Origin of the sequence: Gordonia sp. UCD-TK1, assembly GCF_001691435.1 — a bacterium.
GTDB classification, from domain to species: Bacteria; Actinomycetota; Actinomycetes; order Mycobacteriales; family Mycobacteriaceae; genus Gordonia; species Gordonia hongkongensis.
Genome location: NZ_LZMP01000068.1, coordinates 182543 through 206683 on the forward strand (window position 1 = coordinate 182543; position 24141 = coordinate 206683).

20 protein-coding genes and 1 pseudogene are annotated in these 24141 nt (G+C 68.4%); 13 read left to right on the plus strand and 8 right to left on the minus strand.

Annotated elements, in window-relative coordinates:
• Positions 1 to 7 precede the first annotated feature (7 nt).
• On the minus strand, positions 8 to 1489 hold the full coding sequence (locus A9310_RS23150; RefSeq protein WP_065632564.1) for an MFS transporter: 1482 nt from the start codon (positions 1487 to 1489) through the stop codon (positions 8 to 10).
• A gap of 92 nt (positions 1490 to 1581) precedes the next feature.
• Between A9310_RS23150 and A9310_RS23155 the strand changes: the two genes are divergently transcribed.
• Both A9310_RS23155 and A9310_RS23160 read left to right on the plus strand, forming a co-directional pair.
• Positions 1582 to 2073 carry a MarR family winged helix-turn-helix transcriptional regulator gene (locus A9310_RS23155; protein WP_065632565.1) on the plus strand — a complete coding sequence of 164 codons (492 nt, stop codon included), beginning with the start codon at positions 1582 to 1584 and terminating at the stop codon, positions 2071 to 2073.
• Positions 2074 to 2114: 41 nt separating this feature from the next.
• Positions 2115 to 2940: pseudogene (locus tag A9310_RS23160) on the plus strand (SDR family oxidoreductase).
• On the opposite strand, the gene A9310_RS23165 reads toward A9310_RS23160, so the two are convergent.
• Positions 2937 to 3809, minus strand: coding sequence for a siderophore-interacting protein (locus A9310_RS23165; RefSeq protein ID WP_058249747.1), 873 nt, complete (start codon positions 3807 to 3809; stop codon positions 2937 to 2939). The pseudogene A9310_RS23160 and the gene A9310_RS23165 overlap by 4 nt on opposite strands.
• 88 nt (positions 3810 to 3897) lie before the next feature.
• Here A9310_RS23165 and A9310_RS23170 point away from each other — a divergent pair, with 88 nt between their 5' ends.
• Together A9310_RS23170 and A9310_RS23175 are read left to right on the plus strand one after the other, a co-directional pair.
• Positions 3898 to 4959: an enoyl-CoA hydratase/isomerase family protein gene (locus tag A9310_RS23170; protein WP_065632566.1), complete on the plus strand. Its 1062-nt coding sequence runs from the start codon at positions 3898 to 3900 to the stop codon at positions 4957 to 4959.
• 70 nt (positions 4960 to 5029) lie between these two features.
• Positions 5030 to 5806 carry an enoyl-CoA hydratase gene (locus A9310_RS23175; RefSeq protein WP_058249749.1) on the plus strand — a complete coding sequence of 259 codons (777 nt, stop codon included), beginning with the start codon at positions 5030 to 5032 and terminating at the stop codon, positions 5804 to 5806.
• A gap of 89 nt (positions 5807 to 5895) precedes the next feature.
• Here A9310_RS23175 and A9310_RS23180 read toward each other — a convergent pair whose 3' ends face one another.
• Positions 5896 to 6783 (minus strand): LysR substrate-binding domain-containing protein, encoded by an 888-nt coding sequence (locus tag A9310_RS23180; protein ID WP_065632567.1) that lies wholly within the window; start codon positions 6781 to 6783, stop codon positions 5896 to 5898.
• Between the two features lie 91 nt (positions 6784 to 6874).
• On the opposite strand from A9310_RS23180, the gene A9310_RS23185 reads away from it, so the two are divergent.
• Genes A9310_RS23185 through A9310_RS23200 form a run of 4 tightly spaced genes read left to right on the plus strand, consistent with a single transcriptional unit; the run spans position 6875 to position 10377 of the window.
• Positions 6875 to 8113, plus strand: a complete 1239-nt coding sequence (locus tag A9310_RS23185) for an acetyl-CoA C-acetyltransferase (protein WP_065632568.1) — start codon at positions 6875 to 6877, stop codon at positions 8111 to 8113.
• On the plus strand, positions 8110 to 8877 hold the full coding sequence (gene pcaD, locus A9310_RS23190) for a 3-oxoadipate enol-lactonase (protein ID WP_065632569.1): 768 nt from the start codon (positions 8110 to 8112) through the stop codon (positions 8875 to 8877). Before A9310_RS23185 ends, pcaD begins: the two co-directional genes overlap by 4 nt.
• Entirely contained in the window at positions 8874 to 9707 is an 834-nt protein-coding gene (locus A9310_RS23195) for a CoA transferase subunit A (protein WP_065632570.1), read from the plus strand. Before pcaD ends, A9310_RS23195 begins: the two co-directional genes overlap by 4 nt.
• Positions 9708 to 9717: 10 nt before the next feature.
• A complete protein-coding gene (locus tag A9310_RS23200) occupies positions 9718 to 10377 on the plus strand; it encodes a 3-oxoacid CoA-transferase subunit B (RefSeq protein WP_065632571.1) in 660 nt (219 codons plus the stop codon).
• A 52-nt stretch (positions 10378 to 10429) separates the two neighbouring features.
• On the opposite strand, the gene A9310_RS23205 is transcribed toward A9310_RS23200, so the two are convergent.
• Genes A9310_RS23205 through benA form a run of 4 tightly spaced genes read right to left on the minus strand, consistent with a single transcriptional unit; the run spans position 10430 to position 18007 of the window.
• Positions 10430 to 13162, minus strand: coding sequence for a LuxR family transcriptional regulator (locus A9310_RS23205; RefSeq protein ID WP_065632572.1), 2733 nt, complete (start codon positions 13160 to 13162; stop codon positions 10430 to 10432).
• Between the two features lie 21 nt (positions 13163 to 13183).
• Positions 13184 to 16009: a benzoate 1,2-dioxygenase electron transfer component BenC gene (benC, locus tag A9310_RS23210; RefSeq protein WP_065632573.1), complete on the minus strand. Its 2826-nt coding sequence runs from the start codon at positions 16007 to 16009 to the stop codon at positions 13184 to 13186.
• Positions 16010 to 16018: 9 nt separating this feature from the next.
• Positions 16019 to 16576, minus strand: coding sequence for a benzoate 1,2-dioxygenase small subunit (benB, locus tag A9310_RS23215; RefSeq protein ID WP_065632574.1), 558 nt, complete (start codon positions 16574 to 16576; stop codon positions 16019 to 16021).
• Between the two features lie 36 nt (positions 16577 to 16612).
• A complete protein-coding gene (benA, locus tag A9310_RS23220) occupies positions 16613 to 18007 on the minus strand; it encodes a benzoate 1,2-dioxygenase large subunit (RefSeq protein WP_065632575.1) in 1395 nt (464 codons plus the stop codon).
• A gap of 220 nt (positions 18008 to 18227) precedes the next feature.
• On the opposite strand from benA, the gene A9310_RS23225 reads away from it, so the two are divergent.
• The 4 genes from A9310_RS23225 (at position 18228) to catC (ending at position 21517) form a co-directional block, all read left to right on the plus strand.
• Positions 18228 to 19196: a LysR family transcriptional regulator gene (locus tag A9310_RS23225; RefSeq protein WP_065632613.1), complete on the plus strand. Its 969-nt coding sequence runs from the start codon at positions 18228 to 18230 to the stop codon at positions 19194 to 19196.
• Positions 19193 to 20296, plus strand: a complete 1104-nt coding sequence (locus A9310_RS23230; protein ID WP_065632576.1) for a mandelate racemase/muconate lactonizing enzyme family protein — start codon at positions 19193 to 19195, stop codon at positions 20294 to 20296. The genes A9310_RS23225 and A9310_RS23230 overlap by 4 nt, the downstream gene beginning before the upstream one ends.
• Before the next feature lie 61 nt (positions 20297 to 20357).
• Complete coding sequence (gene catA, locus A9310_RS23235; protein WP_065632577.1) at positions 20358 to 21224, plus strand: catechol 1,2-dioxygenase; 867 nt, start codon at positions 20358 to 20360, stop codon at positions 21222 to 21224.
• Positions 21224 to 21517 carry a muconolactone Delta-isomerase gene (catC, locus tag A9310_RS23240; protein ID WP_065632578.1) on the plus strand — a complete coding sequence of 98 codons (294 nt, stop codon included), beginning with the start codon at positions 21224 to 21226 and terminating at the stop codon, positions 21515 to 21517. The genes catA and catC overlap by 1 nt, the downstream gene beginning before the upstream one ends.
• 182 nt (positions 21518 to 21699) lie before the next feature.
• Here catC and A9310_RS23245 read toward each other — a convergent pair whose 3' ends face one another.
• Complete coding sequence (locus tag A9310_RS23245) at positions 21700 to 22869, minus strand: metallophosphoesterase (protein WP_065632579.1); 1170 nt, start codon at positions 22867 to 22869, stop codon at positions 21700 to 21702.
• Between the two features lie 108 nt (positions 22870 to 22977).
• Here A9310_RS23245 and A9310_RS23250 point away from each other — a divergent pair, with 108 nt between their 5' ends.
• Positions 22978 to 23820: a sulfurtransferase gene (locus tag A9310_RS23250; protein ID WP_065632580.1), complete on the plus strand. Its 843-nt coding sequence runs from the start codon at positions 22978 to 22980 to the stop codon at positions 23818 to 23820.
• The last annotated feature ends 321 nt before the right edge of the window (positions 23821 to 24141 follow it).

Below are 24141 nucleotides of genomic sequence, written 5' to 3' on the forward strand. Positions count from 1 at the left end.
ATCTGGATCAGCCCCGAGCCGGAAGCGGTTGCTCCTCCGGCACATTCGACGATCCGCGACGCGAGGGGATGGTCAGTGTGATCGCCATGCCGACGAAGGCGGCGGCCGCGGCAACGAGGAAGCACCAGGTGAACGTCGACTGGTCGGGCACCTCGGTGCCGCCGAGCGAGATCGTGGCACTGGCCAGGATCAGTGCCATCACGGCGGAGGCGACGGTGGTGCCCAGCGAACGCATGAGTCCGTTGAGTCCCACGGCGGCGCCGGCCTCGGTGGCCGGGACCGAACCCATGATCAGGGTCGGCATCGCCGCGTAGCCGACACCCACACCGATAGCACACACGATCGAGGCCAGCATCAGCTTCCAGGCCGCGTCCATGAGGAAGAAGGCGAGCAGGTAGCCGCATCCCAGGATGGCGGCGCCGATCGCCAGGGTGATCTTGGCGCCGATCCGGTTGATGAGGATGCCCGAGATGGGCGCGAAGATCATCATCATCAGTCCGCCGGGCGCCATCCACAGGCCCGCGGCCAGAAGCGACTGTCCCAGACCATAACCGGTGGCCTCCGGGAGGCGCAGCAGCATCGGCAGCACGATGGACTGGGCCATCATGCCGAAGCCGATCGCCGCGGCGGCGATGTTGGTCAGCAGGACGGCGGGCCGTGCGGTGGTGCGCAGGTCGACGAGCGGCTCACGCTGTCGCAGTTCGAAGAATCCCCATCCGATCAACACCAGAATTCCGCCGATACCGAGTCCCAGTGTGGCGCCGGACGTCCAACCCCAGTCGTTGGCCTTCGAGACGGCGATGAGGAAGGCGGACAGTCCCACGGCCAACCCGATCGCGCCGGGGATGTCGATGCGGCCGCCCGCGGCGTCGTTCACGCGCGGGACCAGAACGAGGACCGCGACCGTGACGAGGACGCCGAGACCGGCTGCCACGTAGAACAGGGCGTGCCAATCCCAGGTCTGCACGATCCAGGCCGCCAGCGGTAGGCCGATCGCACCGCCGACGCCGAGCGTGGCACTCATTGCGGCGACGGCCATCGAGGTGATCCGGGGCGGAGTGATCTCACGGATGAGGCTCATACCGACGGGGATGAATCCCATGGCCAGACCCTGCACGCCGCGTCCGATGATCAGCGGGATGAGCGAGTCGCCCAGCGCGCAGATCAGCGAACCGACCGTGAGCAGTACCGCACTCACCAGGAGGACCCGCTGCTTGCCGAACATGTCGCCGAGGCGTCCGGCGATCGGCATGGCCACGGCGGCGGCGAGCAGGGTCGCGGTGATGATCCACGATGCGTTGCCGATCGATGTCCCGAGCAGACGGGGCAGGTCGGGCTGGATCGGGATGATCAGCGTCTGCATCAGCGAGGCGACCAGGCCGCCGAAACACAACACCACGACGCTGCCGATCGCGCCGGCGGGTGCCTTCTCGACCGCGTCGGACGCGTCGTCGGTCAGCTCGGGCGCGGAACCTCGTACTTGGCTCATGGGGAGACCTCCTTCGAGGTATGCAGCATACATATGTAATGTACACAAGCAAATCGGACAGTAGGTTGTCCATGTCGACAGATGGAGGAGAGATGTCGGAGGACCATGCGCCCTGGCAGTCGCCGGTGCATCGTGACCTGGCGCAGGAGTTGCTGCGGATGTCGCGACGTCGCAGCCTGGTGCATCCCGCCGTCGGCCTGGAACGCTCGGCCTTCGCGATCCTCTGGATTCTCTCCGACGGTCGGCCGCGGACGTTGCGGGAGCTGACCGCCGACCTCCAGCTCGAGCAGTCGACGGTCAACCGGCAGGTCAACGCAGCCATCAAACACGGCTACGTCGAGCGGTTCGAGGTCGAGGACTCGCTGTCGAAGATGATCCGCCCGACCGAGGCCGGGCGAGAGGCGTTCCGGCGCGACGGCCTGCTGCGTGCCGAACGGCTCGAGCAGGTCTTCGCCGATCTGGCCCCGGGCTCGCCGCAGGCCCTGCTCCACGAGCTGCGTGCCTTCAACGACGCCTACGAGCGGACCCAGCACCGGCACGGTGCGGCCGATGAATCCGACCGCGGGAAAAGGGGATTGGCGTGACCTCGGCCGGCACATACGTGGTGACGGGCTCGGCGTCGGGGATGGGTGCGTCGGTGGCCGCCGCCTTGCGCGCGGACGGTCACACCGTGATCGGGGTCGATCAGCGCGATGCCGACGTCGTCGCCGATCTGTCGACACCCGAGGGCCGACGCCGCGCGGCCGACGAGGTCCTCGCCCGATCCGGCGGGCAACTCGACGGGGCCGTGCTGGCCGCGGGCATGGGCCCCGCGGCCGGGACGGGAGCGGATGATCGTCGAGGTCAACGTGTTCGGGGTGACCGAACTGCTGACCGCCTGGCGTCCGGCGCTGGCCGCTGGGGCGAAGGCGAAAGTGGTTGTCTTCGGTTCGAATTCGACGACGGTCACGCCGCTGGTCCCCAAATCCGCCATCCGACGCCTGCTGGATGGCGACCCCGAGGGGGCCGTCCAGGTGATCCGACGCCGGCGCGGCGTCACGGGCCCGGTGGCGTACGCGTCGTCGAAGATCGCGGTCACGCAGTGGTGCCGCCTGCACGGGACGGCGACCGAATGGGCCGGTGAGGGCATCCGGGTCAACGTCCTCGCTCCCGGGCCGGTCATGACGCCGCTGTTGCAGTCGCAACTCGACGGTCCGCAGGCCGGGCACGTGAAGTCGTTTCCGGTTCCGGTGCGCGAGTACGGAACTCCTGACCAGCTCGCCGCCTGGGTCATGCTGATGCTGTCACCGGCGGCGGACTTCATGGCCGGCGCGGTCGTCACCGTCGACGGCGGCACCGAAGCCTTGATGCGCGCACGGGACTGGCCGTCGCCGCTGCCCCCGCGGGCGATACCCCGGTTCCTATGGACGATGTATCGTGCCCCCGACAAGGGCATGGTCGCCGAGTACTAGAGGCCGGCCCGCTCGAGCGCCTCGTCGAACTCTTCCGACGCCTGCTTCTCGCTCTTGCCGTCGTCGAGCGCCTGGCGATAGACGGCGAACAGTTCCGCGCCCCGCTCCACATAGGCCTGCGTCCATCGCTCGGCGTCGACACGCCAGTAGCCGATGACGTCGTACGACCGGCGGTCCCAGCGAAGATTGCCGCGCAGGTGCTTGCGGATCGCACGCGACTCCGCCGCCTCGCCGGCGAACCAACAGTATGCGCCCGAGGTCGGCAGGGTGAGTCCGCAGACCGTGTCCGCGAGACGGCTCGGCGTGCGGGAGTTGCCGCCGACCAGCGTGATCAGCTCGACGTCGCGCTCGGGCAGATAGGCCAGTTCGGTCGGGGCGGGCACCTCGACCACGGCGGTGACACCGTCGGTCGACGGCAGTTCGTCGAGGATTCGGGCCAGGGCGGGGAGTCCGGCCAGATCGGCGGCGAGGATCAGGCGTTCGACGCCGGCGGGTGGTGCGTACCAGCACCGCGCGTGCGTCATCACCACGTCGTGCCCCGCTTCGGCGCGCTGGGCCCACAGCGTTGCAGGGCCGGCGGCATGGATGACGAAGTCGACGACCATGGTGCCGGCGGAGTGGTCGACCGAGCGGATCGAGTAGTTGCGGCCGTCGGGCGCCGGGTCGGTGTCGTAATAGGCCCACGTGCCGTCGCGACATTCCATATCCGGTGTGACACGCTCGGGGTCGTGTGGGAAGTAGATGCCCACGGCTTCGTCGGCGCCGCCGGGCAAGCCGAGTCCTGGCAGATCGTTCACGTCGAAGACGATGCGACGCAGATTGGGCGTCAGGTCGGCGACGTCGGCAACGCGTGCTCTGGAATAGCCCATGAGGTAACCCTAACCTGAGTCGGGCTGGACCTCAGTTACTAGGATATGCAACCATCGGAGAACTGTCGGTGTGGAGAGGAGTTCGCCCGTGTCGGAACCATCGGTCTTGACGGAGGAGAACGGGTCGGCGCGGTCGCTGATCCTGAACCGTCCGAAGTCCATCAACGCGATCGATCACGAGATGGTCGGCTCAATGGCCGAGCACCTCGCGGCCTGGGCCGCCGATGACGCGGTCGAGGCCGTCGTTCTCTCCGGCGCCGGTGAGCGGGGCCTCTGCGCCGGTGGCGACATCGTCGCCATCCATCGCGACGCGTCCGCGTTGAGCGGTAATCCCGAGTCGACCGATCGTGACGCCGAGCAGTCGCCGTCGGCGAGGTTCTGGTTCGACGAATACCGTCTGAACGCGCTGATCTCGGGCTATCCCAAGCCGTATGTCGCGATCATGGACGGCATCGTGATGGGCGGCGGTGTCGGGGTCTCCGCGCACGGCGACATCCGCATCGTCACCGACCGTACGAAACTCGCGATGCCCGAGGTGGGTATCGGCTTCGTGCCCGATGTCGGTGGTACGCATCTGCTTTCGCGCGTTCCGGATGGGCTCGGAACCTACGCCGGCCTCACCGCCGGTCACCTGCGCGGCGCCGACGCCATCGCGATGGGCCTGGCCGATCACTTCGTCCCGTCGGAGTCGCTGCCGGCGTTCCTCGCCGTGATCGGCGAGTCGGGAATCGAGGCGGCACTGTCCGCGCACGCCGTCGACGCGCCGGCTTCCGAACTCGCCGAACATCGCGGATGGATCGCGGAAGCGTTTGCGGCCGATTCGGTCTCGGAGATCGTCGAACGATGCCGCGCGGTGGGCTCGCCCTTCGCGGACAAGACCGCCGACGCGATCGAGGCGAAGAGCCCGACTGCACTGGTCGTCACCCTGCGTTCGCTGCGCGAGGCAGCCGGCGACGCGACCCTGGAGGACACCCTGGTGCGCGAGTATCGCGTGTCGGTGCGTTGCCTGCTGCATCCCGACATGGCCGAGGGCATCCGCGCCCAGGTCATCGACAAGGACCGCGATCCGAAGTGGGCCACGTTCTCCGGGGACGCCGTCGACGCCTTCTTCGCGCCACTGCCCGACGACCTCACGTTCCCGACCGTCTGACCGAGACCTTCCCCGGGTGGGAGTCAGCCCGTAACATCCCGCCCGTCACCGAACCGAAAGAGGACTGACCGTGACCGAACACCAGACCATCATCGTCGAGACCAGCGGCCGGGTGGGCATCATCACCCTCAACCGCCCCAAGGCACTGAACGCCCTCAACACCGAGCTGATGAACGAAGTGGTCGGTGCCGTCCGGGAGTTCGACGTCGACCAGGGGATCGGCGCCATCGTGATCACCGGCTCGGAAAAGGCGTTCGCCGCGGGTGCCGACATCAAGGAGATGTCGTCGAAGTCCTACGCGGACGTGGTCAACGAGCAGTTCTTCGGTGCCTGGGATGAGCTGTCGCGGGCTCGCACGCCGATCATCGCCGCCGTCACCGGCTACGCCCTCGGCGGCGGCTGCGAGCTCGCGATGCTGTGCGACACCATCATCGCCGGCGACAACGCCGTCTTCGGTCAGCCCGAGATCAACCTCGGCGTCATCCCCGGGATCGGCGGCTCGCAGCGTCTCACCCGCGCCGTGGGCAAGGCCAAGGCGATGGACATGGTGCTGACCGGCCGCCAGATGAAGGTCGACGAGGCCGAACGCCTCGGCCTCGTCTCGCGCGTCGTTCCCAAGGAGGACTGCCGCGCCGCCGCCATCGAGGTCGCCGAGGTCATCGCCTCGAAGTCGCTGATCGCGTCCGCCGCCGCCAAGGACGCGGTCAATCGCGCGTTCGAGTCGAGCCTCGTCGAGGGTGTCCGCGCCGAGCGCGCGCTGTTCTACTCCACGTTCGCGACCGACGACCAGACCGAGGGCATGGCCGCCTTCGTCGAGAAGCGGGACCCGAACTTCACCCACCGCTGATCCGAGACATTCGCAAACCCACCTCTTTTCGGTGTTTCCACCCCCTGTGTGGTGGGTGGATATACCGAAAAGGGGTGGGTTTGCGGCGTTCAGGAGAGTGTGCGCAACACCGCCAGGACCCGGTCGACGAGCGGGGACTGGGGCCCGTCGGGGAACGCGACGGCCAGTTCGACCTCGTCGTCGGTGTCGAGCGGGCGGTAGACGACGCCGGGTATACCGAGCGCTGAGGTGGGTTCAGGGACCAGGGCGACCCCCACCCCCGCGGCGACGAGTGTCACCAGCGTCGACGTCTCCTCGACCTCGTGCCGGATGCGCGGGACGAATCCCGCGCGTCCGGCGGCCGCCGACAGGACCCCGTGCATGACCGACTTCCCGCTGCCCGCGTGCACGATGAAGTCGTCGCCGCCCAACAGCGCGAGGTCGACGGGCGTATCCGATGCGCCGTGGGCGAGCGGATGATCGTGGGGCAGTGCCACGATGAGGCGGTCGCTGCGGATCGACTCGACCCGCAGTCCGGTGGTGTTGATGGGCATGCGCAGTAAGGCAAGGTCGATGTCCCCGGACTCGAGCGCGGCGATCTGGGCCGGTGCCAGCATCTCGCCGCGAACGTGGACGTCCACATCGGGCAGTTCGTCGCTCAGTGCGCGCACGAGCGCGGGCAACAGCGAGTAGGTGGCCGAACCCACGCACCCGATCGCGAGGTTGCCCTGCCGCCCGTCGGCGATCCGTTGCGCCTGTCGTGCAGCGGCGTCGACCGAGTCCAGGATCGCGACGGCTCGCTGCAGGTAATCCGCACCTGCCGGGGTCAGCTCGACACGACGCGTCGACCGGGCCAGCAGTGCGACACCGAGCTCGTCCTCCAGCTGGCGGATCTGCTGAGACAGCGGTGGCTGGGCCATGTGGAGCCGCTCGGCGGCCCGGCCGAAGTGCAGCTCCTCGGCGACGGCGCGGAAGTAGCGCAGGTGTCGCAGTTCCATGGAGTCAGTCTAGAGCGTTGATATCTGCTCCATATCAAATGCCGGGATATGGATACTTCTGCATATCGCTGTTGCTTCCTAGGGTGGACTCATGGCATCTCTCACCACGGACGCGGGTACCGACATCGTTGTCTGTTCGCCACTGCGTACCCCGGTCGGGCGCATGGGTGGGGCGCTGTCGACCGTGCCCGTCACCCGACTGGCCACCGACCTCCTTCGCGAACTCGTCCGGCGCACCGGACTCGAGGAGGGTGATGTCGACGACGTGATCCTCGGGCAGGGCTATGCCAACGGTGAGTCGCCGGCGCTCGGTCGCATCGCGGCTCTGGACGCCGGTCTCGGAGTCGGCGTACCCGGAATGCAGATCGACCGTCGCTGCGGTTCCGGGTTACAGGCGATCCTGACCGGGGCGTCGATGGTCGCGACCGGCGGTGCGCGCCTCGTCGTCGCCGGTGGCGCCGAGTCGATGTCGACCGTCGAGCACTACGCGCTGGGTCTTCGGTCGGGGATCAAGCAGGGTGGCGTGGAACTCCGCGATCGCCTCGACCGCGGGCGTCTGACCGCGGGCGGCGAGTCACACCCGGTACCGGGCGGGATGATCGAGACCGCCGAGAATCTCCGTGCGCGGTACGGCATCTCGCGGACCGAGCAGGACGAGTTCGCGGCCCGATCCCACGAACGGGCGATCGCGGCGCACGACAGCGGCCGCTTCACCGACGAGTTGGTGCCCGTCACCATCCCGGGCCGACGTGGCCGTCCCGACACCGTCGTCGACCGCGATGAGCACCCGCGAGCGGACGCTACTGCGGAATCGCTTGCAGCGCTGCGTCCCATCAGGCTCAAGATCGACGGCGAGTCGACGGTCACGGCCGGAAACGCCTCGGGCCAGAACGACGGTGCGGCCATGGCTGTGGTCACCACACGCGCCGAGGCGGAGCGCCGCGGACTGGAACCCCTTCTCGCCCTGCGTTCGTGGGCCGTCACCGGTTGCGAGCCCGAGGTCATGGGCATCGGCCCGGTCGGGGCCACCGCCGCCGCCCTCGACCGCGCCGACCTCACGCTCGACGAGATCGACCTCATCGAACTCAACGAAGCCTTCGCTGCCCAGGTGCTCGCCTGCCTGGCGGAGTGGAAGGTCGACCCGACCGATGAACGACTGAACCCCAACGGGTCCGGGATCTCGCTGGGTCATCCCATCGGAGCCACCGGCGCCCGCATCCTCGCCACCGCGGCCTACGAAGCGCGCCGGCGTGACGCCCGATTCGTCCTGGAGACGATGTGCATCGGCGGCGGACAGGGACTCGCCGCTATCTTCGAGGCGACCCGATGAGCGCGCAGGTGCACGCCGTCGTCACCGGACGTCCCGACGGACCGGCGGTCGTACTGTCCAACTCGCTGGGTTCGACGCATCGGATGTGGGATTCGCAGGTCGCCGCGCTCGAAGAGCGATTCCGCGTGGTGCGCTATGACACCCGGGGGCACGGCGATTCGCCGGTGCCACCGGGGCCGTACTCGATCGATGAGTTGGCCGATGACGTCATCGCGCTGCTGGACCGCTTCGACATCGAACGAGCACACCTCGTCGGGCTGTCGCTCGGCGGGATGACCATGATGCGCGTCGCCGCACGCAATCCCGAACGAGTGGATCGGCTGGCCCTGCTGTGCACGGCGGCGTATCTGCCACCGGCGCAGGGCTGGACGGACCGTGCCGCACTCGTGCGCGCCGACGGCACCTCGGCGGTCGCCGCGGCCGTGGTCCAGCGGTGGTTCACTCCTGGCTACCTCGCCGCGAACACCGAAGCCCGACAGCAGTTCGAGGCCATGGTCGCCGCCACTCCTGCCGAGGGATACGCGGCCTGCTGCGAGGCGATCTCCGCCATGGATCAGCGATCCGACCTGTCGTCGATCATCGCGCCCACACTGGCGATCGCCGGTGCCGATGACCCGGCGACACCGCCGGATCTGTTGCGCGACATCGTCGATGCCGTGCCTAACGGCCGCCTGCTGGTGGTCCCGGACTCGGCCCACCTGGCCAACGCGGAACAAGTCGACACCATCACTCCCGCACTCATCGAACACCTGGAGCAGCAATGAGCACTCGCGACAGTGCGGCCACGACGACGGTCGTCGACCGTCCCGGCGGCCCGACCAAACTCGCGGCGTCGGCCGCCGAGGCGGTCGCCGACATCCCCGACGGTGCGAGCATCGCGGTCGGCGGCTTCGGGCTGGCCGGCATCCCCGGCTTCCTGATCGACGCGCTCCTCGAGCAGGGGGCGGCGAACCTGACCATCGTCTCCAACAACTGCGGAGCCGACGGTGCGGGTCTGGGTCTGCTGCTGGAGGCCCGGCGCATCGATCGGGTCGTCGCGTCCTACATCGGTGAGAACAAGGAGTTCGGCCGCCAGTTCCTGTCCGGCGAGGTCACCGTCGAACTCACCCCTCAGGGCACCCTCGCCGAACGCATGCGCGCCGGCGGAAGCGGGATCGGGGCGTTCTTCACCCCCACCGGTGTCGGCACGCTTGTCGCCGAAGGCGGACTGCCCTGGCGCTACCACTCCGACGGCACCATCGCGGAGGCGTCCCCGCCCAAGGAGGTTCGGACCTTTCACGGTCGGGAGATGGTCCTCGAGGAGTCGATCGTCACCGACTACGCACTCATCCGGGCCGCCGTCGTCGACACGGATGGCAACTGCAGATTTCATGCTGCCGCACGCAATTTCAATCCGCCGGCGGCGATGGCCGGGCGCATCACCATCGTCGAGGCGGAGAAGGTGGTCGAGGTCGGCGAGCTCGGACCCGACGAGATCCATCTGCCCGGCATCTTCGTGCAGCGGATCGTCGAACTCGCGCCGGAACAGGTCGCGCGCAAGGGGATCGAGAAGCGCACCGTCCGTGAACGTCCCACCGCATCGCCGTCAGCCTAGGAGTGCCGACATGACCTGGACCCGTACCGAGATGGCCGCCCGGGCCGCCCGCGAACTCACCCCCGGTGACTACGTCAACCTGGGAATCGGTTTGCCCACCATGATTCCGGACCTCATGCCCGACAACTCCGGCGTCCACCTGCACGCCGAGAACGGCATCCTCGGGGTCGGACCGTTTCCCTACGACGACGAGGTCGACCCCGACCTCATCAACGCCGGCAAGCAGACCGTGTCGGTCCTGCCCGGGGCGTCGTACTTCGATTCGGCCACGAGCTTCGCGATGATCCGCGGCGGCCACGTCGACGTCGCGGTCCTCGGCGGCATGCAAGTCGCGATGAACGGCGACCTGGCCAACTGGATGGTGCCGGGTGCCCTCGTCAAGGGCATCGGTGGCGCCATGGACCTCGTCAACGGCGCCGGCCGGGTCATCGTGCTCATGGATCACGTCACCAAGAAGGGTGAGCCCAAGCTGCTCGAGGGCTGCGCGCTCCCGCTGACCGGCCGCGGCGTGGTGAGTCGCGTGATCACCGACCTCGGTGTGTTCGACATCGCCGGAACGGGATTCGACGTCGTCGAGTTCGCCCCGGGCGTGGACCTGGGGATGATCGAGGACCGGACCGGTGCGTCGGTCACCGACCGCACCGCCGCCTACGCGACGGCCGGAGCATAGATCGCCTGCAGGTACACACGCACGGTCGACGGAGTCTGACGCACGGTCGACGTCACCGGCGGGTGGCTGCGAGTTCGGCGCGGGACCGCACACCGAGCTTCGCGTAGATCCGGGTCAGGTGGTACTGCACCGTCTTCGGTGAGATGTAGAGCTCGGCCGCCACCTCCCGGTTCGACAGGCCGCGCGCGACAAGGGCGGTCACTGCCTCCTCCTGCGGCGTGAGTTCGGCGGCACCCTTTGTGGCGGTGTGGTTCTCACCACGCGACGTCGCGAGACCGCCCGCCTTCAGTTCGCGTTCACAGCGTTCGACGTAGGTGGTCGCGCCGAGTGACAGATACAGGTCGCGGGCAGTCCCGATGACGGCGTCGGCGACCCGGCGCTTGCCCGCACGTCGCAACGTCTGGCCGTAGGCGAAGTTCACCCGCGCCTGGTCGTAGCGCAGGCCGAGACCGTCGAGGAGTTCGATGCCCTCCTCGAAGGTGCGCCGTGCTCCGTGGATGTCACCGGTTGCGCCGAGGTGGCGGCCGCGCGCGTACTTCATCCGGGCTGCCGACGACCGGTGGCCCCGCTCGGCGGACCGGATCTCGTAGCGTCGCAGCAGATCGTCGGCGGCCTCGTGCCGTCCCTCGAGGACCAGTGCGTTGGCGAGGACGTCGACCCACGGCCACAGGCCCGGCTCGGACAGGGCCGGGACGGACTCGGCCATCGCGACGAGCGGCGTCAGTATCCGCCGGACCTTGCCGTAGTCGGCTGCGGCCTCCGCCAGTTGGGCCCGGGCCAGCAGGTCCGGTATCCGCATGATCTCGTAGTCGCCGATGGAGGTGCTGCTCTGTGCGATACTTCCATGCGCGTCCTCCCAGTTCCCGCGCAGCGAATAAATCTGGCTCGCAGTCCAGTTGAGCAGGGGCGTGGTGAGCGCGATGCCGCTGTTGCGGGCGAGCGCGCGGCCGGCCTCGACGCCGCGCAGCGCATCGTCCCAGTCGCCGGTGAGGAACTGGACCCGGGCGAGCCAGGCCAGCGCCCACAACGTGATCCGGGTGGAGCCACCGAGCTGCGCCATCGACACGGCGGTTTCGAGATCGGTACGCGCAGCGTCGATCTCGTCGAGGCCGAGTTCGAGCCAACCGCGACCCATGATCGCACGCTGCGCCTGCGCGCCGTATCGAACCCGTTCCGACACCGTCTGGTACTCGGCGCGTGCGGCATCCGGGTGTCCCGACCAGGCCAGTCCGAGTCCACGGATGACGGCGGCCTCCACTCGGGCGGCCGATCCGGCGTCGGCCATCGCGTCCGCGCGATCGGCCCAGTCCACCAACTCGGTGCCCTGGCATCGGACCAGGTTGTGCAGGACGAAACGTTGCGCGATCAGGGCGGCGACATCGGGTTCCCGCTCGACGTTGACGATCGCCCACGCCCGGTCGAGACGCAGCTGTGCCTCCGCCGACCGGCCCCGCAGGATGGCGAGGTACGCCAGGGTCGCATTGCGCAGTGGTGTCTCGCGCAGGCTCTCCACGGTCGGTACGAGGGCGCCGGCACCGGTGCAGTCGCCAGCGGCGAGGAGCGAATCGACCGCGAGCGTCACCCGTGTGTCGCGCTGCAACGGATCGGGGGTGAGCCGGCCCGCCTGCCCGTACAGCCCGGCGGCCTCGGCCCACGCACCGTCGGCGCCGCGGGCGCGTGCCAGGTCGGTGAGGGCGTCGGCGAGGGCGGCGTCGACCGTCGAGGTGGCCGCGACGCGGTGATGGAGCTGTCGGGCAGGGTCGTCGACGAGGTCCGCGGCCCGACGGTGGGCGTCGCCCACGGTCTTCATGCCGAGGACCTCGAGGACGGCGGCCCGCACCAGGGGACCCGCGAGACGCGGTTGCGCCTCCGCGGGTGTCAATGCCCTGTCGTCCGTCACCAGACCGGTTGCGCGCGCGTCGTCGATCGCGGCCAGGGGGTCGGTGATCCCGGCGAGCGCAATCGCGGTGGCGAGGGGCTCGGCCGGGTCGAGGATCGCGAGCGCTTCGATGAGCGCGCGAGCCGAGGTGCCGTTGTCCGGCAATCGCTTCCGCACCATCGCGATGACATGGGCCGGCGCAGGCAGTCCCACGCCGGTGCGGGACCAGGTGCCTGGCGGGACCTCGTCGAGCAGGGCCACGATGTCGCGGGGATTCCCGCCGGTGTGCCGGGCCAGTTCCTCCCGCATCGCCGGGTGCAGCACGATGCCGCGCTGCGCGGCGAGGTCGGCAGTACCCGTTGGGTCCAGGCCGTCGAGTCGTAGCTCGTCGAGTGCGTTGCCGACGAGCCGGGTACCCGGCCGAGACATGGTGAGGGCGACCAGGATTCGGCGATCCCGGTGTTCTCGGGTGAGTGAGACCAACGCCTGCAGTGACTCCTCGTCGGCGAGGTCGGCGTCGTCGACGGCGATGAGTCCGGCGGTGTCGCCGGGCACCTCGGTCGATGACTCTGCAGGAGTGGTGACCGCTGCGAGTAGTGCGTCGAGCAGGTCGTCCGGGGTCGGGTCGGCAGCTGTCGCGGGTGTGGCGTCGGGCCGGTCCTGTACCAGCTGCCGGATGAGTGCGCCGGGCGTGTGCGCTCGCCACGGTGAGACCGCGGCCCACAACGTGGAACCGGTTGTCGGAGCGGACAGCCGCCGCCGGACCAGGTGCCTCAGCAGCGTCGACTTGCCGATTCCGGGATCTCCCGTGACGGCCAGAAAACCCGACTCCGACACGGCGTCGAGCCGCGAGAAGAGCAATTCGATCTCGCGGTCGCGGCCGACGCACCCGCCGGTGACCATCATCGGTCCATACTAGTCAGCAGCTCAACCCTGATCGCCGCCGGCGACGGGCAGCACGGTCCCGGTGATGTACGACGCCTCGTCGGAAGCGAGAAAGCAGATGGCGGCCGCCTGCTCGTCGAGGGTGCCGTACCGGTGCAGCGACGACGACGCGATCGTCTGGTCGATGTGGGCCTGATACCACTGTGACTCGATCTCGTTGCGCGGCTCCGGTGTACCGCGTGAGATCCGACGCGGCGGTGCCTCGGTGCCTCCCGGCGCCGTGGCGACCACTCGGATGCCGTCGTCGGCGTACTCCATCGCCAGTGACGCGGTCAACGCGTTCACCGCCCCCTTCGCCGCCGAGTACGGGATCCGGTGAATGCCTCGCGTCGCCGCCGAGGAGACGTTGACGATCACCCCGCCCCCGGCGCGTGTCATCGACGGCAGGACCGCCCGGCACGCGTACAGCGTCGTCATCAGCGACCGGTCGATCTCGGCCCGGATCTGCTCCTCGGTGAACTCGACGAACGGTTTGAAGTTGATGGCGCCGCCCACGTTGTTGATCAGCACATCCACCCGACCGTACGTGGACAACGCCTGCCGGATCACCGACTCGGCGCCGCCGAAACCCTCCAGATCGGCGATGGCGGCTGCCGCGCCGGGACCGTTCGCTTCGAGATCGCGGGCCACCTCGGCGACCAGTTCCGATCGGTCGGCGAGGACGACCTTGCCGCCCTCGGCGCTGATTCGCCGGGCGGTCTGCTCGCCGATCCCCTGCGCGGCACCGGTGATGACGACGACCTTGCCGGCGAACCGGCCCGGGGTGACGAAACGCGGTCGACGCGAAACCGATTCGTCGGCCATCGCTCGGCGCATGGTCTGCTTCGACCGGTCGGCATGTGCGGTGATGAGTGCTCGTGCCGCGTCGTGGTCCCCGGCCTCGAACGCCGAGACGATATCGATGTGGTCCTGCGCGCACAACGGGTGACACCAGGTCGCGTTCCGTAGCACCTCACTCATGCGGCCCTTGACGCCGAGCGCCTTGTAGGCCTCGAGCAGGTGATCGTTACCGGTCTGGGCGAAGAGGTAGTCGTGGAACGCGGCGTTGGTCTCGGTGTACTCCGCGGCATCGACGAAGCGATCACCGTCCACGTACGGCACCGTGGCGTCGGCGAGCAGACGGTAACCGGCCAGCTGTTGCATGGACAAGCGCCCGAACGTCAGCTCGAGTGCGCCCAGTTCCAGGGCGGCCCGGGCCTCGAACAGGGCGTCCGACTCGTGGATCGCCGGATGCTCCTCGCCGATCTGGTAGCCCTGCGAACCGACGACTGCCGGTCCCGCCACGGTGTCCCCGACGGTGGGCGTTTCGGTCGCCACCGCGGGAACCGCTTCGTGCAGCGGTTCCAGGCTCGACGGCGCGAACACCTCCTGCCCGGCGATCGACCGTGCCGGACCCGCCGGATGCGACGCCGTCGGTCGCAGCAACCCCGCATCGGAGTCCAGTCCGCGGTCATCGGATTCGGTGTTCCACATCGGCTGTCCCGCGATGCGGGTCAGCGAGTCGTCGGCGCCAACGGCCGGCCGGGTGCCCGACCACGACACGAGGTCGGCGGCCGGAAGGGTCTGCTGACCGGCGATCGACCGGGCGTCGGACGCCACGATGATCGGGTCGTCGGCGTCCGGCGCGGGCGCCGGTCTCGCCTCCGGCGTCGCCACCCGGGCGGTTTCGTCGGTGAGCACCTCGGTCTCGTCGACTGTGCCGTCGTCGGCACCGGCCTCCGGACGCGCCGCGAGCGCGAACTTCTCGTAGTAGAAGCCCGTCGGCGCGATGCCGGCCTGGGCGACGTGCTTGCGAACCGACTCCACCATCGGCGGCGGACCGCACAGGTAGATCGCGACATCCCCGTCGTAGAGGTGGGCCGGCTCGATCAGGCTCATCACGTAGCCCTTGTTGACCGCGGAACTGGCCGGGTCCGAGACACAGTGGTCCCACGTCAGACCGGGCAGCTTCTCGGCGAAGAACTCGACCTCGTCGAGGGCAACCAGATCGGTGTCGGTGGACACCCCGTAGATGAGGTGGACTTTTCGACGGCTGTTGTCGGCGTGCAGCTTCCGCAACATCGACAGGATCGGCGCAAGGCCGGTGCCGCCGGCCAGCAGCAGCACGGGGCGGGTGGCCTCGCGCAGGAAGAACGATCCGTGCGGACCGGTGAACGCGATCTCCTCGCCGCGGGCGGCGCGGTCGGTCAGGTAGGTCGACATCGCGCCGCCGGGACTCAGCTTGATGAGGAAGACGAGACAGTCCTCGTGCGGGCCGTTGGCAAACGAGTACGACCGGGTCACCGGGGTGCCCTCGCCGTCGTCGCTGCCGGGGATCTCGATGTTGACGTACTGTCCGGGCAGGAACGCCAGCTCCCCGCGGTTCTCGATCCGGACCTCGAGACGCATGGTCGAGTCCGAGAGTCGATCGAGTTCGACGATGGTGCCGGTGAATCGGGACGCCTGGGTCTTGGCGACATCGGAGGTCGCCGGAATCTGCAGCACGAGATCGGACTTGGGCTTCATGCAGCAGGGGAGCGCATAGCCCGCGGCGGACTCGTCGTCGGAGAGCGCGTCCTCGATGTATACCCCGCCGTCGAAATCGCCGGACTCGCAGAACGACTTACACGTTCCACAGGCCCCGTCGCGGCAGTCCAGCGGGATGTTGATCCGCTGACGGTAGGAGGCGTCGGCGACGGTCTGGTCCTCGCGGCACGAGATGAACCGCGTGACACCGTCTTCGAAGGACAGCGCCACCTGATGGATGGTGGCCTCGCCGTCGGGGGCTCGCAGGTCGGCGCCGACGCCGTTGTCGGTGGTGACAGTCATGGACCGGTCCTAGAAGTGGTAGATGTCCACCACGTGGTGGATGTAGTCGTTCTTCAGCACGATCGTCTTGCGTCGGATCAGCGGTTGCTCGCCGGAGAAGTCGATCGTGTAGAAGGAGGTCCCGTAGTACGGGTCGACCGTGTTGTACCGGAAATACATGGTGTGCCAGTTGAACCGGACGTCGACGAGATCACCGCGCCGTTCGATGACCTCGACGTTGCCGATGTTGTGGCTCGTCCGGGGTTCGGGCAGTGAGGTCGCCGACGACCGCTCGGTGCGGATGCGGAAGACCCGGTCCTCGAGGCCGCCCTTGTTGCCGTAGTAGATCAGCGAGATCTCGCGGTGCGGGTTCTCGGTGAGACGATCACGGTCGTCCCAGGCCGGCATCCAGTACACGACGTCGTCGGCGTAGCAGTCGAGCCACTTCTCGAATTCGCGGTCGTCGAGGTAGCGGGCCTCGCGGTACAGGAACTGCTCGATCATGTTCTGGGTGATGAGCTTTCCGCCGGTGGATATGCCCGACCCGGCGGGATCAACAGCGGCGGAATTGGTCTCAGCGGTGGTCATGGTGCTCTCCTTCAGGGCGGTGGGCTGGGCGGCGGTCTACTGGGCCGGGGCCGCTGCTTGTTCGGCCGCCGCCTCTTCCTTCGCGGCAGCTGCGCGCATCCGCTCGAGCCAGTAACCGTGCTGGACCGGGTAGAGCCCCTCGTCCTCGTTCTTGACGCCGGCCGAGATGACCCCGGTCATGCCCAGCGATTCGGCGACGGGATCGGGACCGGTGAGCCAGTGCTCGGCACCGCGGCTCATGTCGTTCCACGGCGCGGCCTGCGCCCGGAACGTGAGCTGGCACGACCGGAACTCCTCGAGGTCGTCGGGAGTCGCCATCCCGGACGCGTTGAAGAAGTCCTCGTACTGGCGGATGCGGTGAGCCCGCGCGGAGTCGCTCTCACCCTTGGGCGCGATGCAGTAGATGGTGACCTCGGTCTTGTCCGGCGCGATCGGACGGAAGTGGCGGATCTGCGTCGAGAACTGGTCCATCAGATAGACATTCGGGTACAGGCATAGATTGCGCGAACCCTTCACCATGAACTCGCCCTTGGCGTCGCCGTGGATCTCCTTGAGCTGCTCCATCGAATCCCACAGCGGACGGTCCTGTGGATTGGCCGCCCAGGTCCACAGGCACAGATGACCGTTGGGGTAGGACCAATAGCCGCCGCCGGACTTTCCCCAACCGCCGGCGTCGAGTGCCTTGGTGTCGTTCTTCGACTCCCCGGTACTGCGACGAGACGTGGTGGCCGCGTAGTTCCAGTGGGTTGCGGTCACGTGGTAGCCGTCGGCGCCGTTCTCCGCCTGCACCTTCCAGTTGCCGTCGTAGGTGTAGGTCGACGCGCCGCGGAGCACCTCGAGGCCGTCCGGCGACTGGTCGACGAGCATGTCGATGATCAGTCGGGTGTCGCCGAGATGCTCCCCTAGCGAGGCGACGTCCTCGTTGAGGCTGCCGAACAGGAAGCCGCGGTAACTGTCGAAGCGGGCGACCTTGGTCAGGTTGTGCGAGCCGTCGACGTCGAAGGTGTCGGGGTAACCGGCCCCATCGGGATCCTTGACCTTCAGAAGGGTCCCGTCGTTGCGGAACGTCCAACCGTGGAACGGGCAGGTCAGGGTCATCCGGTTGTCGGTCTTGCGCCGGCAGATCATCGCGCCGCGGTGCGCGCAGGCGTTGATCAGGCAGTGCAACTCGCCGTTCTTGTCGCGGGTGATGACGACGGGCTGCCGGCCGATGTAGGTGGTGAAGTAGTCGCCAGGTTCGGGGACCTGGCTCTCGTGTGCGAGATAGATCCAGTTGCCCTCGAAGATGTGCTTCATCTCCAAATCGAAGATGTCCTCATCGGTGAAGATCCGCCGGTTGGCGCGGTAGACACCGGCGTCTCGGTCGTCGACGACCGCGTCGTCGAGGACCGAGTTCACATGATTCAAGTGTTCCGATACGGACGCGGTCATGGTCGTAAACCTCCAGGAAGTGGGCTGCTCTCTGCACTGTGGCAGCACGTGGTGGCGATCACACCCGGGTAATTGCCAGTCCTGGCCAAGCAGCCTATTGATCAATGGCGTCAATCAATTGCCGCAATTTGTGTCTTTGTCATGTATGGATCGACGCTCTACCGTGAGACGTGTCCGCGGTCACAACCGCGGTGTCGATCAGTACGAGACGAGGCGGGTCATGGAGCTACGGCACTTGCGGTACTTCGCCGCCGTGGCCGACACCTGTCATTTCGGGCAGGCAGCGGAGTCGTTGCACGTGGCACAGCCCGCGCTGTCGTACGCAATCCGCCAGCTCGAGGCCGAGCTCGACGTCACCTTGTTCACGCGGACCACCCGTCAGGTGTCGCTCACCCCGGCCGGGCAGTACCTCAGGGCCCAGGCCGAGCGAATTCTCGCCGGCGTGGACGAAGCCGTGGACGGCGTGCGTCGGATCGCCGCCGGCCGCAGCGGCCTCGTCCGGGTCGGTATCACCGGTATCGCCGCGTTCTCCCATCTGCCGCGCATCGCGCGGGTCGTCAAGCGGGAGTTGCCCGATGTGGATCTTCGTATCCAGTCCGACATGCTCACGCCGGGCCAGTGCGACGCCCTGCGCGCCGGCACCCTCGACCTCGGGATCCTGCGCCCGCCGGCGATCGGGGAGCACATCGACACGACGGTCATCGATGTCGAGCCGATGGTTCTCGCGGTGTCGGTCGATCACCGACTGGCCGCCGAGCCCGTGGTCTCCGTCGCCGACCTCCGCCACGAGCCGTTCGTGCTGTACGACAGCCGGGACTCGGCCGTCAACGACGCCGCGATACGGACATGTCGCGCAGCGGGTTTCGTTCCCCACCGGGCGCACCAGGCGCCGGGTACCGCGGTGCTGCTGGCCCTGGTCGCCGCCGGGCTGGGGGTCGCCCTGCTCCCGGCCTCGGTGCGGTCACTTCCGCTCGACGGTTTGGTGGTGCGCGACCTCGTCGATGCCGACACCGTCGAGGTGGCACTCGCCTGGCGATCGGGTTCCGACGACCCGGTCGTCACCGCGGTCGCCGACGTCATCGCCGCTGCCTTCGCCGATTCCGCCGCCGCACAGTCGCGCGACACCCAGCTTGCCGACCACCGTTCCGTGAGGACCCGACTGGGTGCTCGATCTGGAGAGAAACCGTGAAAATCACCGCTGTGGAGGCGATTCCGTTCGCCATCCCGTACGTGAAGCCGCTGAGGTTCGCCTCCGGCGAGGTGCACGCCGCGACCCACGTGCTGGTCCGGGTGCACACCGACGCCGGCGTGGTCGGCGTCGCCGAGGCGCCGCCCCGCCCGTTCACCTACGGCGAGACCCAGGACGGCATCATCGCCGTGATCGAGGGCATCTTCGCGCCCGCGGTCGTCGGCCTGACCTTGCTCGAGCGTGAGGTGGTCGCCGCCCGGATGGCTCGCACGGTCGGCAACCCGGCCGCGAAATCCGCTGTGGACATGGCGATCTGGGATGCGTTGGGCAAGGTGCTGGGACTCCCGGTCGGCGACATGCTCGGCGGCTACACCGACCGGATGCGCGTCAGTCACATGCTCGGGTTCGCCGAGCCGGCCGCGATGGTCGCCGAAGCCGAGAAGATGGTCGACACCTACGGGATCCGCACCTTCAAGGTGAAGGTCGGACGTCACCCGGCATCCCTCGACACCGCGGTCGTCCGCGCGCTCCGCGAGCGGTTCGGCAGCGACGTCGAACTCTACGTCGACGGCAATCGGGGCTGGACCGCAGCCGAGTCGGCGCGAGCCATGCGGGAGATGGCCGACCTCGATCTGCTGTTCGCCGAAGAGCTCTGCGACGCAGCCGATGTGCTCGGTCGCCGGTGGCTGGTCGAACAGCTGCCGGTGCCGTTCATCGCCGACGAATCGGTGCCCACGCCAGCCGACGTCACCCGCGAGATCCTCGGCCGGTCGGCGACCGCCGTCAGCATCAAGACCGCGCGGTCGGGTTTCACCACCTCACGCCGCACGCATCACCTCGCCGAGGGGTTGGGCGTCCCGGTCGTCATGGGCAACCAGATCGACGGACAGATCGGGACGGCGTGCACGCTCGCCTTCGGCAGCGCCTTCGAGCTGACCTCGCGCTACGCGGGTGAGCTGTCGAACTTCCTGGACATGAGCGACGACCTGCTGACCGAGCCGTTGCAGATCCGCGATGGCCACCTGCACCGTTCGACCGCGCCGGGCATCGGTTTCGAGATCGATCCGGACAAGCTCGACCGCTATCGCACCGACAACTAGACCCGCACGCCCACAACACGTCTCGTGGCAGCCCCACGAACCCAGTAGCAAGGAGAAGAACATGACCACCACCGAGCATCCCCAGGAAGTCGCCACCGCCGCGGCGTCCGGCGCCTCCGCCACCGAGCGGTTCCACGCGGACAAGTCTCCGTTCGAGGCAGTGAAGGACACTGCGCCGGAACGTGTCTCGACCCTCATCAACGAGGTCCTCGCGGGCGTGCACGAGGTGATCCGGAAGCACAAGGTGACCTACGACGAGTACAACGCGCTCAAGGCGTGGCTCATCAACGTCGGTGAGGACGGCGAGTGGCCGCTGTTCCTCGACGTCTGGGTGGAGCATGTCGTCGAGGACGTCGCGACCTCGCATCGTCAGGGCAACAAGGGCAGCATCGAAGGCCCGTACTACGTCCCGGACGCTCCGGAACTCGGCGCCAAGGGCACTCTGCCCATGCGGGACAACGAGCCCGGCGACCCGTTGGTGTGGACCGGCCAGGTCCGGTCGTGCGACGGCACCGCCCTCGCCGGCGCCACTGTCGAACTCTGGCACGCCGACGACGACGGCTTCTACTCGCAGTTCGCGCCGGGAATCCCGGAGTGGAATCTGCGCGGCACCTTCACCGCCGATGACGAGGGCCGCTTCGAGATCACCACCATCCGGCCCGCGCCGTACATGATCCCGACCGATGGCTCGTGCGGGAAGATGATCTCCGCGGCCGGCTGGCACCCGTGGCGCCCCGCGCACCTGCACCTCAAGGTCTCGGCACCGGGCCACGAGCAGCTGACCGCACAGCTGTACTTCCCGGGCGACCCGCACAACGATGACGACGTCGCCAGCGCCGTCAAGCCCGAACTGGTGCTGGACCCGAAGGACGACGGCAAGGGCGGCTTCACCATCTCCTACGACTTCGTGCTGGATCCGGCGAAGTAATGCTGTTCCACGTGCGGATGGACGTGTCCATCCCCGACGACCTCGACCCCGACGTCCGGGCCGACACGGTCGCCCGGGAGAAGGCGTACTCGCAGGATCTACAACGCGCCGGCAAGTGGCCGCACATCTGGCGGATCGTCGGGGAGTACTCCAACTACTCGATCTTCGACGTCGAGTCGAACGACGAACTGCACACCCTGCTGTCAGGTCTGCCGCTGTTCCCGTACATGCGGATCAAGGTCACCCCACTGGCGACCCATCCTTCCGATATCAACGGGCCTGCTGCTCCCTGAGGAGGGAGCGAGCCCACCCATCTGCTCCCTGAGGAGGGAGCGAGCCCACCCATCTGCTCCCTGAGGTGCGAGCGAAGCGAGCCTCGAAGGGACGGCGAGTCAACTCACCAGCCCTTCGAGGCTCGTCGCTTTCGCTCCTCGCACCTCAGGGGGCAGGGGGTGTTGCTTTCGCTCCTCGCGCCTCAGGAGGCAGGCGGCGCCGATCGCAGCGTGAGGATCGTGATCTCCGGCGGCGTGAGGACACGGACCGGCGGGCCCCAGGCGCCGGCGCCGCGGGTGGTGTAGATCGTGGTGTTCCCGATCTGGTCGAGCCCGGTGATCGTCGGCTGCTGGGCACGGACGAGGTAGCGGATGGGCCAGAGCTGGCCGCCGTGCGTGTGCCCGGACAGCTGGAGGTCGACACCCAGATCCGATGCCTCGACGGCCTGCTTGGGCTGGTGGGCGAGGAGCAGGGTGAAGTCTTCGGGAGACGTTCCCGCCAACGCCRCCGGGAGGTCGGGCTCGTACGGTTCGGGGGCGGTGGCGTCGTGGACGCCGGCAAGTGTGATGGTCGCGCCGTCGACCTCGATGGGCGCTCGTGCGTTGCGCAGCGTGCGCACGCCGAATTCCTCCCAGACGTCGAGCCACCGACCACCGTCGTCGGCGTAGTACTCGTGGTTGCCGCTCACACCGAAGACCCCGAGAGGCGCATCCAGATCCGCGAGGGGTTCGAGGGTATCGCGGACGTTCGGGATGGTGCCGTCGGTGAGGTCGCCGACGAGGACGACGAGATCCGGCTCCTGCTCGTTGACGTCGTCGACGACGCGCTGGGTGAACGACGCGTCACGGGCCGGGCCGACGTGCAGGTCGGAGATCACCGCGATGCGCGTTCCGTCGAACTGCGGCGGCAGGCTCGCGAACGTGGCGTCGATGTCGACGACCTGGGGGCGAGATGCTTCCCACACCCCGTAGCCGGTGACCCCGAGCGCGACCACCACGACCGCGGCCGTGGCGACCCGGAGCTTGCTGAGCCGACGGGCCGCGAACGAGGGGTTGTCCTGCACTCCGGATCGACGTCGCCGGATCCAGCGGACGATGTGTGCGGCGAACGACACGAGGCCCACCACCGCGAGGCCGAGGAACAGGTAGAAGACGGCGGCGAGCCAGATCAGCCCGATCGTGCCGATGGGCCGCGCCCACGACGGGTCGAGCACCCGTCCGGTGGCGAAGCCGATGAGGGCGAGCGCCCACAGCACGACCATCGCCACGTCGGCGATGATCGACCAGGGGCGCGGCATCGCGGTCGCGCGGACGATGCGCCGATGCAGCCAGAACGTGATGAGTCCGAAGACGACGGCAGGAAACAACGCCACGGGATGGACTCCTGAGGGTGGTGACGGCAGGGCGACGGAGGGCCAGGTGCCCGGTCATGGGCGGATTGCCCCATTCTGCCATCGGTTCGCGTTGGTACCCTCGCCGCCATGGCCGAGGTCCTCATCACCCCGCTCGAGCTGGCCGAGATGCTGCTGGCGACTCCGCCGATCCTGCTGGACGTGCGCTGGCAGCTGGGCGACTTCGATGGTCGGCACGCCTATCGCGAGGGTCACATCCCCGGTGCGGTCTACGTCGACCTCGACTCCGAACTGGCGGCCCCGCCCTCCGGGCCGGTCGGCGGCAGGCATCCGCTGCCCGACGTCGCCGACCTCCAGGAGGCGGCCCGGCGATGGGGGATCGACGACGCCGTCCCGGTGGTGGTCTACGACGACTCCGGCAACCTCGCGGCCGCGCGCGCCTGGTGGCTGCTGCGGTGGGCGGGTGTCGCCGACGTGCGACTTCTCGACGGCGGCCTCGCGGCGTGGCGTGCCGAAGGCCTGCGCACGACGACGGGCGACGGCGGTCGGCCGCGAGCGGGCAACGTGACCCTGAGCCCCGGACACCTGCCGGTCGCGACGATCGACGACGTCGCGGCCGGGCCGGCACACCTGCTCGACGCCCGGGCCGCCGAACGCTATCGCGGCGACGTCGAACCGGTCGATCCGCGCGCCGGCCACATCCCCGGGGCGATCAGTGTCCCGACGGCGGACAACGTCGACACCTCCGGCCGCTTCCGTCCGGCGGAGGAGCTACGACGCCGGTTCGCAGATGTCGGTATCGACGGCGGGGCCGGCTCCGATGTCGTCGTCTACTGCGGTTCCGGGATCAATGCCGCGCACCAGATCGCGGCGCTTGCCATCACGGGGATCGACGCCGCGCTGTTCCCGGGTTCGTTCTCGCAGTGGTCGTCGGACCCGGAACGGCCGGTCGCCGAGGGCGACCGGCCCTGAGGCGAGAGGAGCGCAAGCCGCACTCTCTGCTCCCTGAGCAGCCTATGAGGGTTTGTGTCAACAGGGTCCTGTGATGGGTGTGGGCGTGGGGGTGTGGCCCGGCGGCCGGTGGTGGCTGCGGGATGGATGATGGTGGGGTTTTGGATGGCCGGGGTCGTTGCCTGGCGCGGGCTCTACCTAGCGGTCAAACGGGTTGGTACCCAACAGCCTTCATTCGAGCTTGGTTCGCGCCGGGGTGGGACTGCTCAGGCTCAGGGTCGGGCTTATGTGCCCAAGGAGCAGCGAGCTTGTCCCGGCCGGAAGGGGTTTAGGGGTCAGGCG

Excerpts from the sequence above, each read along its gene's own strand:
- A9310_RS23165 (WP_058249747.1), bottom strand. The coding sequence starts at position 3,809 with ATGGGCTATTCCAGAGCACGCGTTGCCGACGTCGCCGACCTGACGCCC.
- catA (WP_065632577.1), top strand. The coding sequence starts at position 20,358 with ATGACCACCACCGAGCATCCCCAGGAAGTCGCCACCGCCGCGGCGTCC.
- pcaD (WP_065632569.1), top strand. The coding sequence starts at position 8,110 with ATGAGCGCGCAGGTGCACGCCGTCGTCACCGGACGTCCCGACGGACCG.
- A9310_RS23200 (WP_065632571.1), top strand. The coding sequence starts at position 9,718 with ATGACCTGGACCCGTACCGAGATGGCCGCCCGGGCCGCCCGCGAACTC.
- benB (WP_065632574.1), bottom strand. The coding sequence starts at position 16,576 with ATGACCACCGCTGAGACCAATTCCGCCGCTGTTGATCCCGCCGGGTCG.
- A9310_RS23250 (WP_065632580.1), top strand. The coding sequence starts at position 22,978 with ATGGCCGAGGTCCTCATCACCCCGCTCGAGCTGGCCGAGATGCTGCTG.
- benC (WP_065632573.1), bottom strand. The coding sequence starts at position 16,009 with ATGACTGTCACCACCGACAACGGCGTCGGCGCCGACCTGCGAGCCCCC.
- catC (WP_065632578.1), top strand. The coding sequence starts at position 21,224 with ATGCTGTTCCACGTGCGGATGGACGTGTCCATCCCCGACGACCTCGAC.
- A9310_RS23205 (WP_065632572.1), bottom strand. The coding sequence starts at position 13,162 with ATGATGGTCACCGGCGGGTGCGTCGGCCGCGACCGCGAGATCGAATTG.
- A9310_RS23180 (WP_065632567.1), bottom strand. The coding sequence starts at position 6,783 with ATGGAACTGCGACACCTGCGCTACTTCCGCGCCGTCGCCGAGGAGCTG.
- A9310_RS23195 (WP_065632570.1), top strand. The coding sequence starts at position 8,874 with ATGAGCACTCGCGACAGTGCGGCCACGACGACGGTCGTCGACCGTCCC.
- A9310_RS23150 (WP_065632564.1), bottom strand. The coding sequence starts at position 1,489 with ATGAGCCAAGTACGAGGTTCCGCGCCCGAGCTGACCGACGACGCGTCC.
- benA (WP_065632575.1), bottom strand. The coding sequence starts at position 18,007 with ATGACCGCGTCCGTATCGGAACACTTGAATCATGTGAACTCGGTCCTC.
- A9310_RS23225 (WP_065632613.1), top strand. The coding sequence starts at position 18,228 with ATGGAGCTACGGCACTTGCGGTACTTCGCCGCCGTGGCCGACACCTGT.
- A9310_RS23155 (WP_065632565.1), top strand. The coding sequence starts at position 1,582 with ATGTCGGAGGACCATGCGCCCTGGCAGTCGCCGGTGCATCGTGACCTG.
- A9310_RS23185 (WP_065632568.1), top strand. The coding sequence starts at position 6,875 with ATGGCATCTCTCACCACGGACGCGGGTACCGACATCGTTGTCTGTTCG.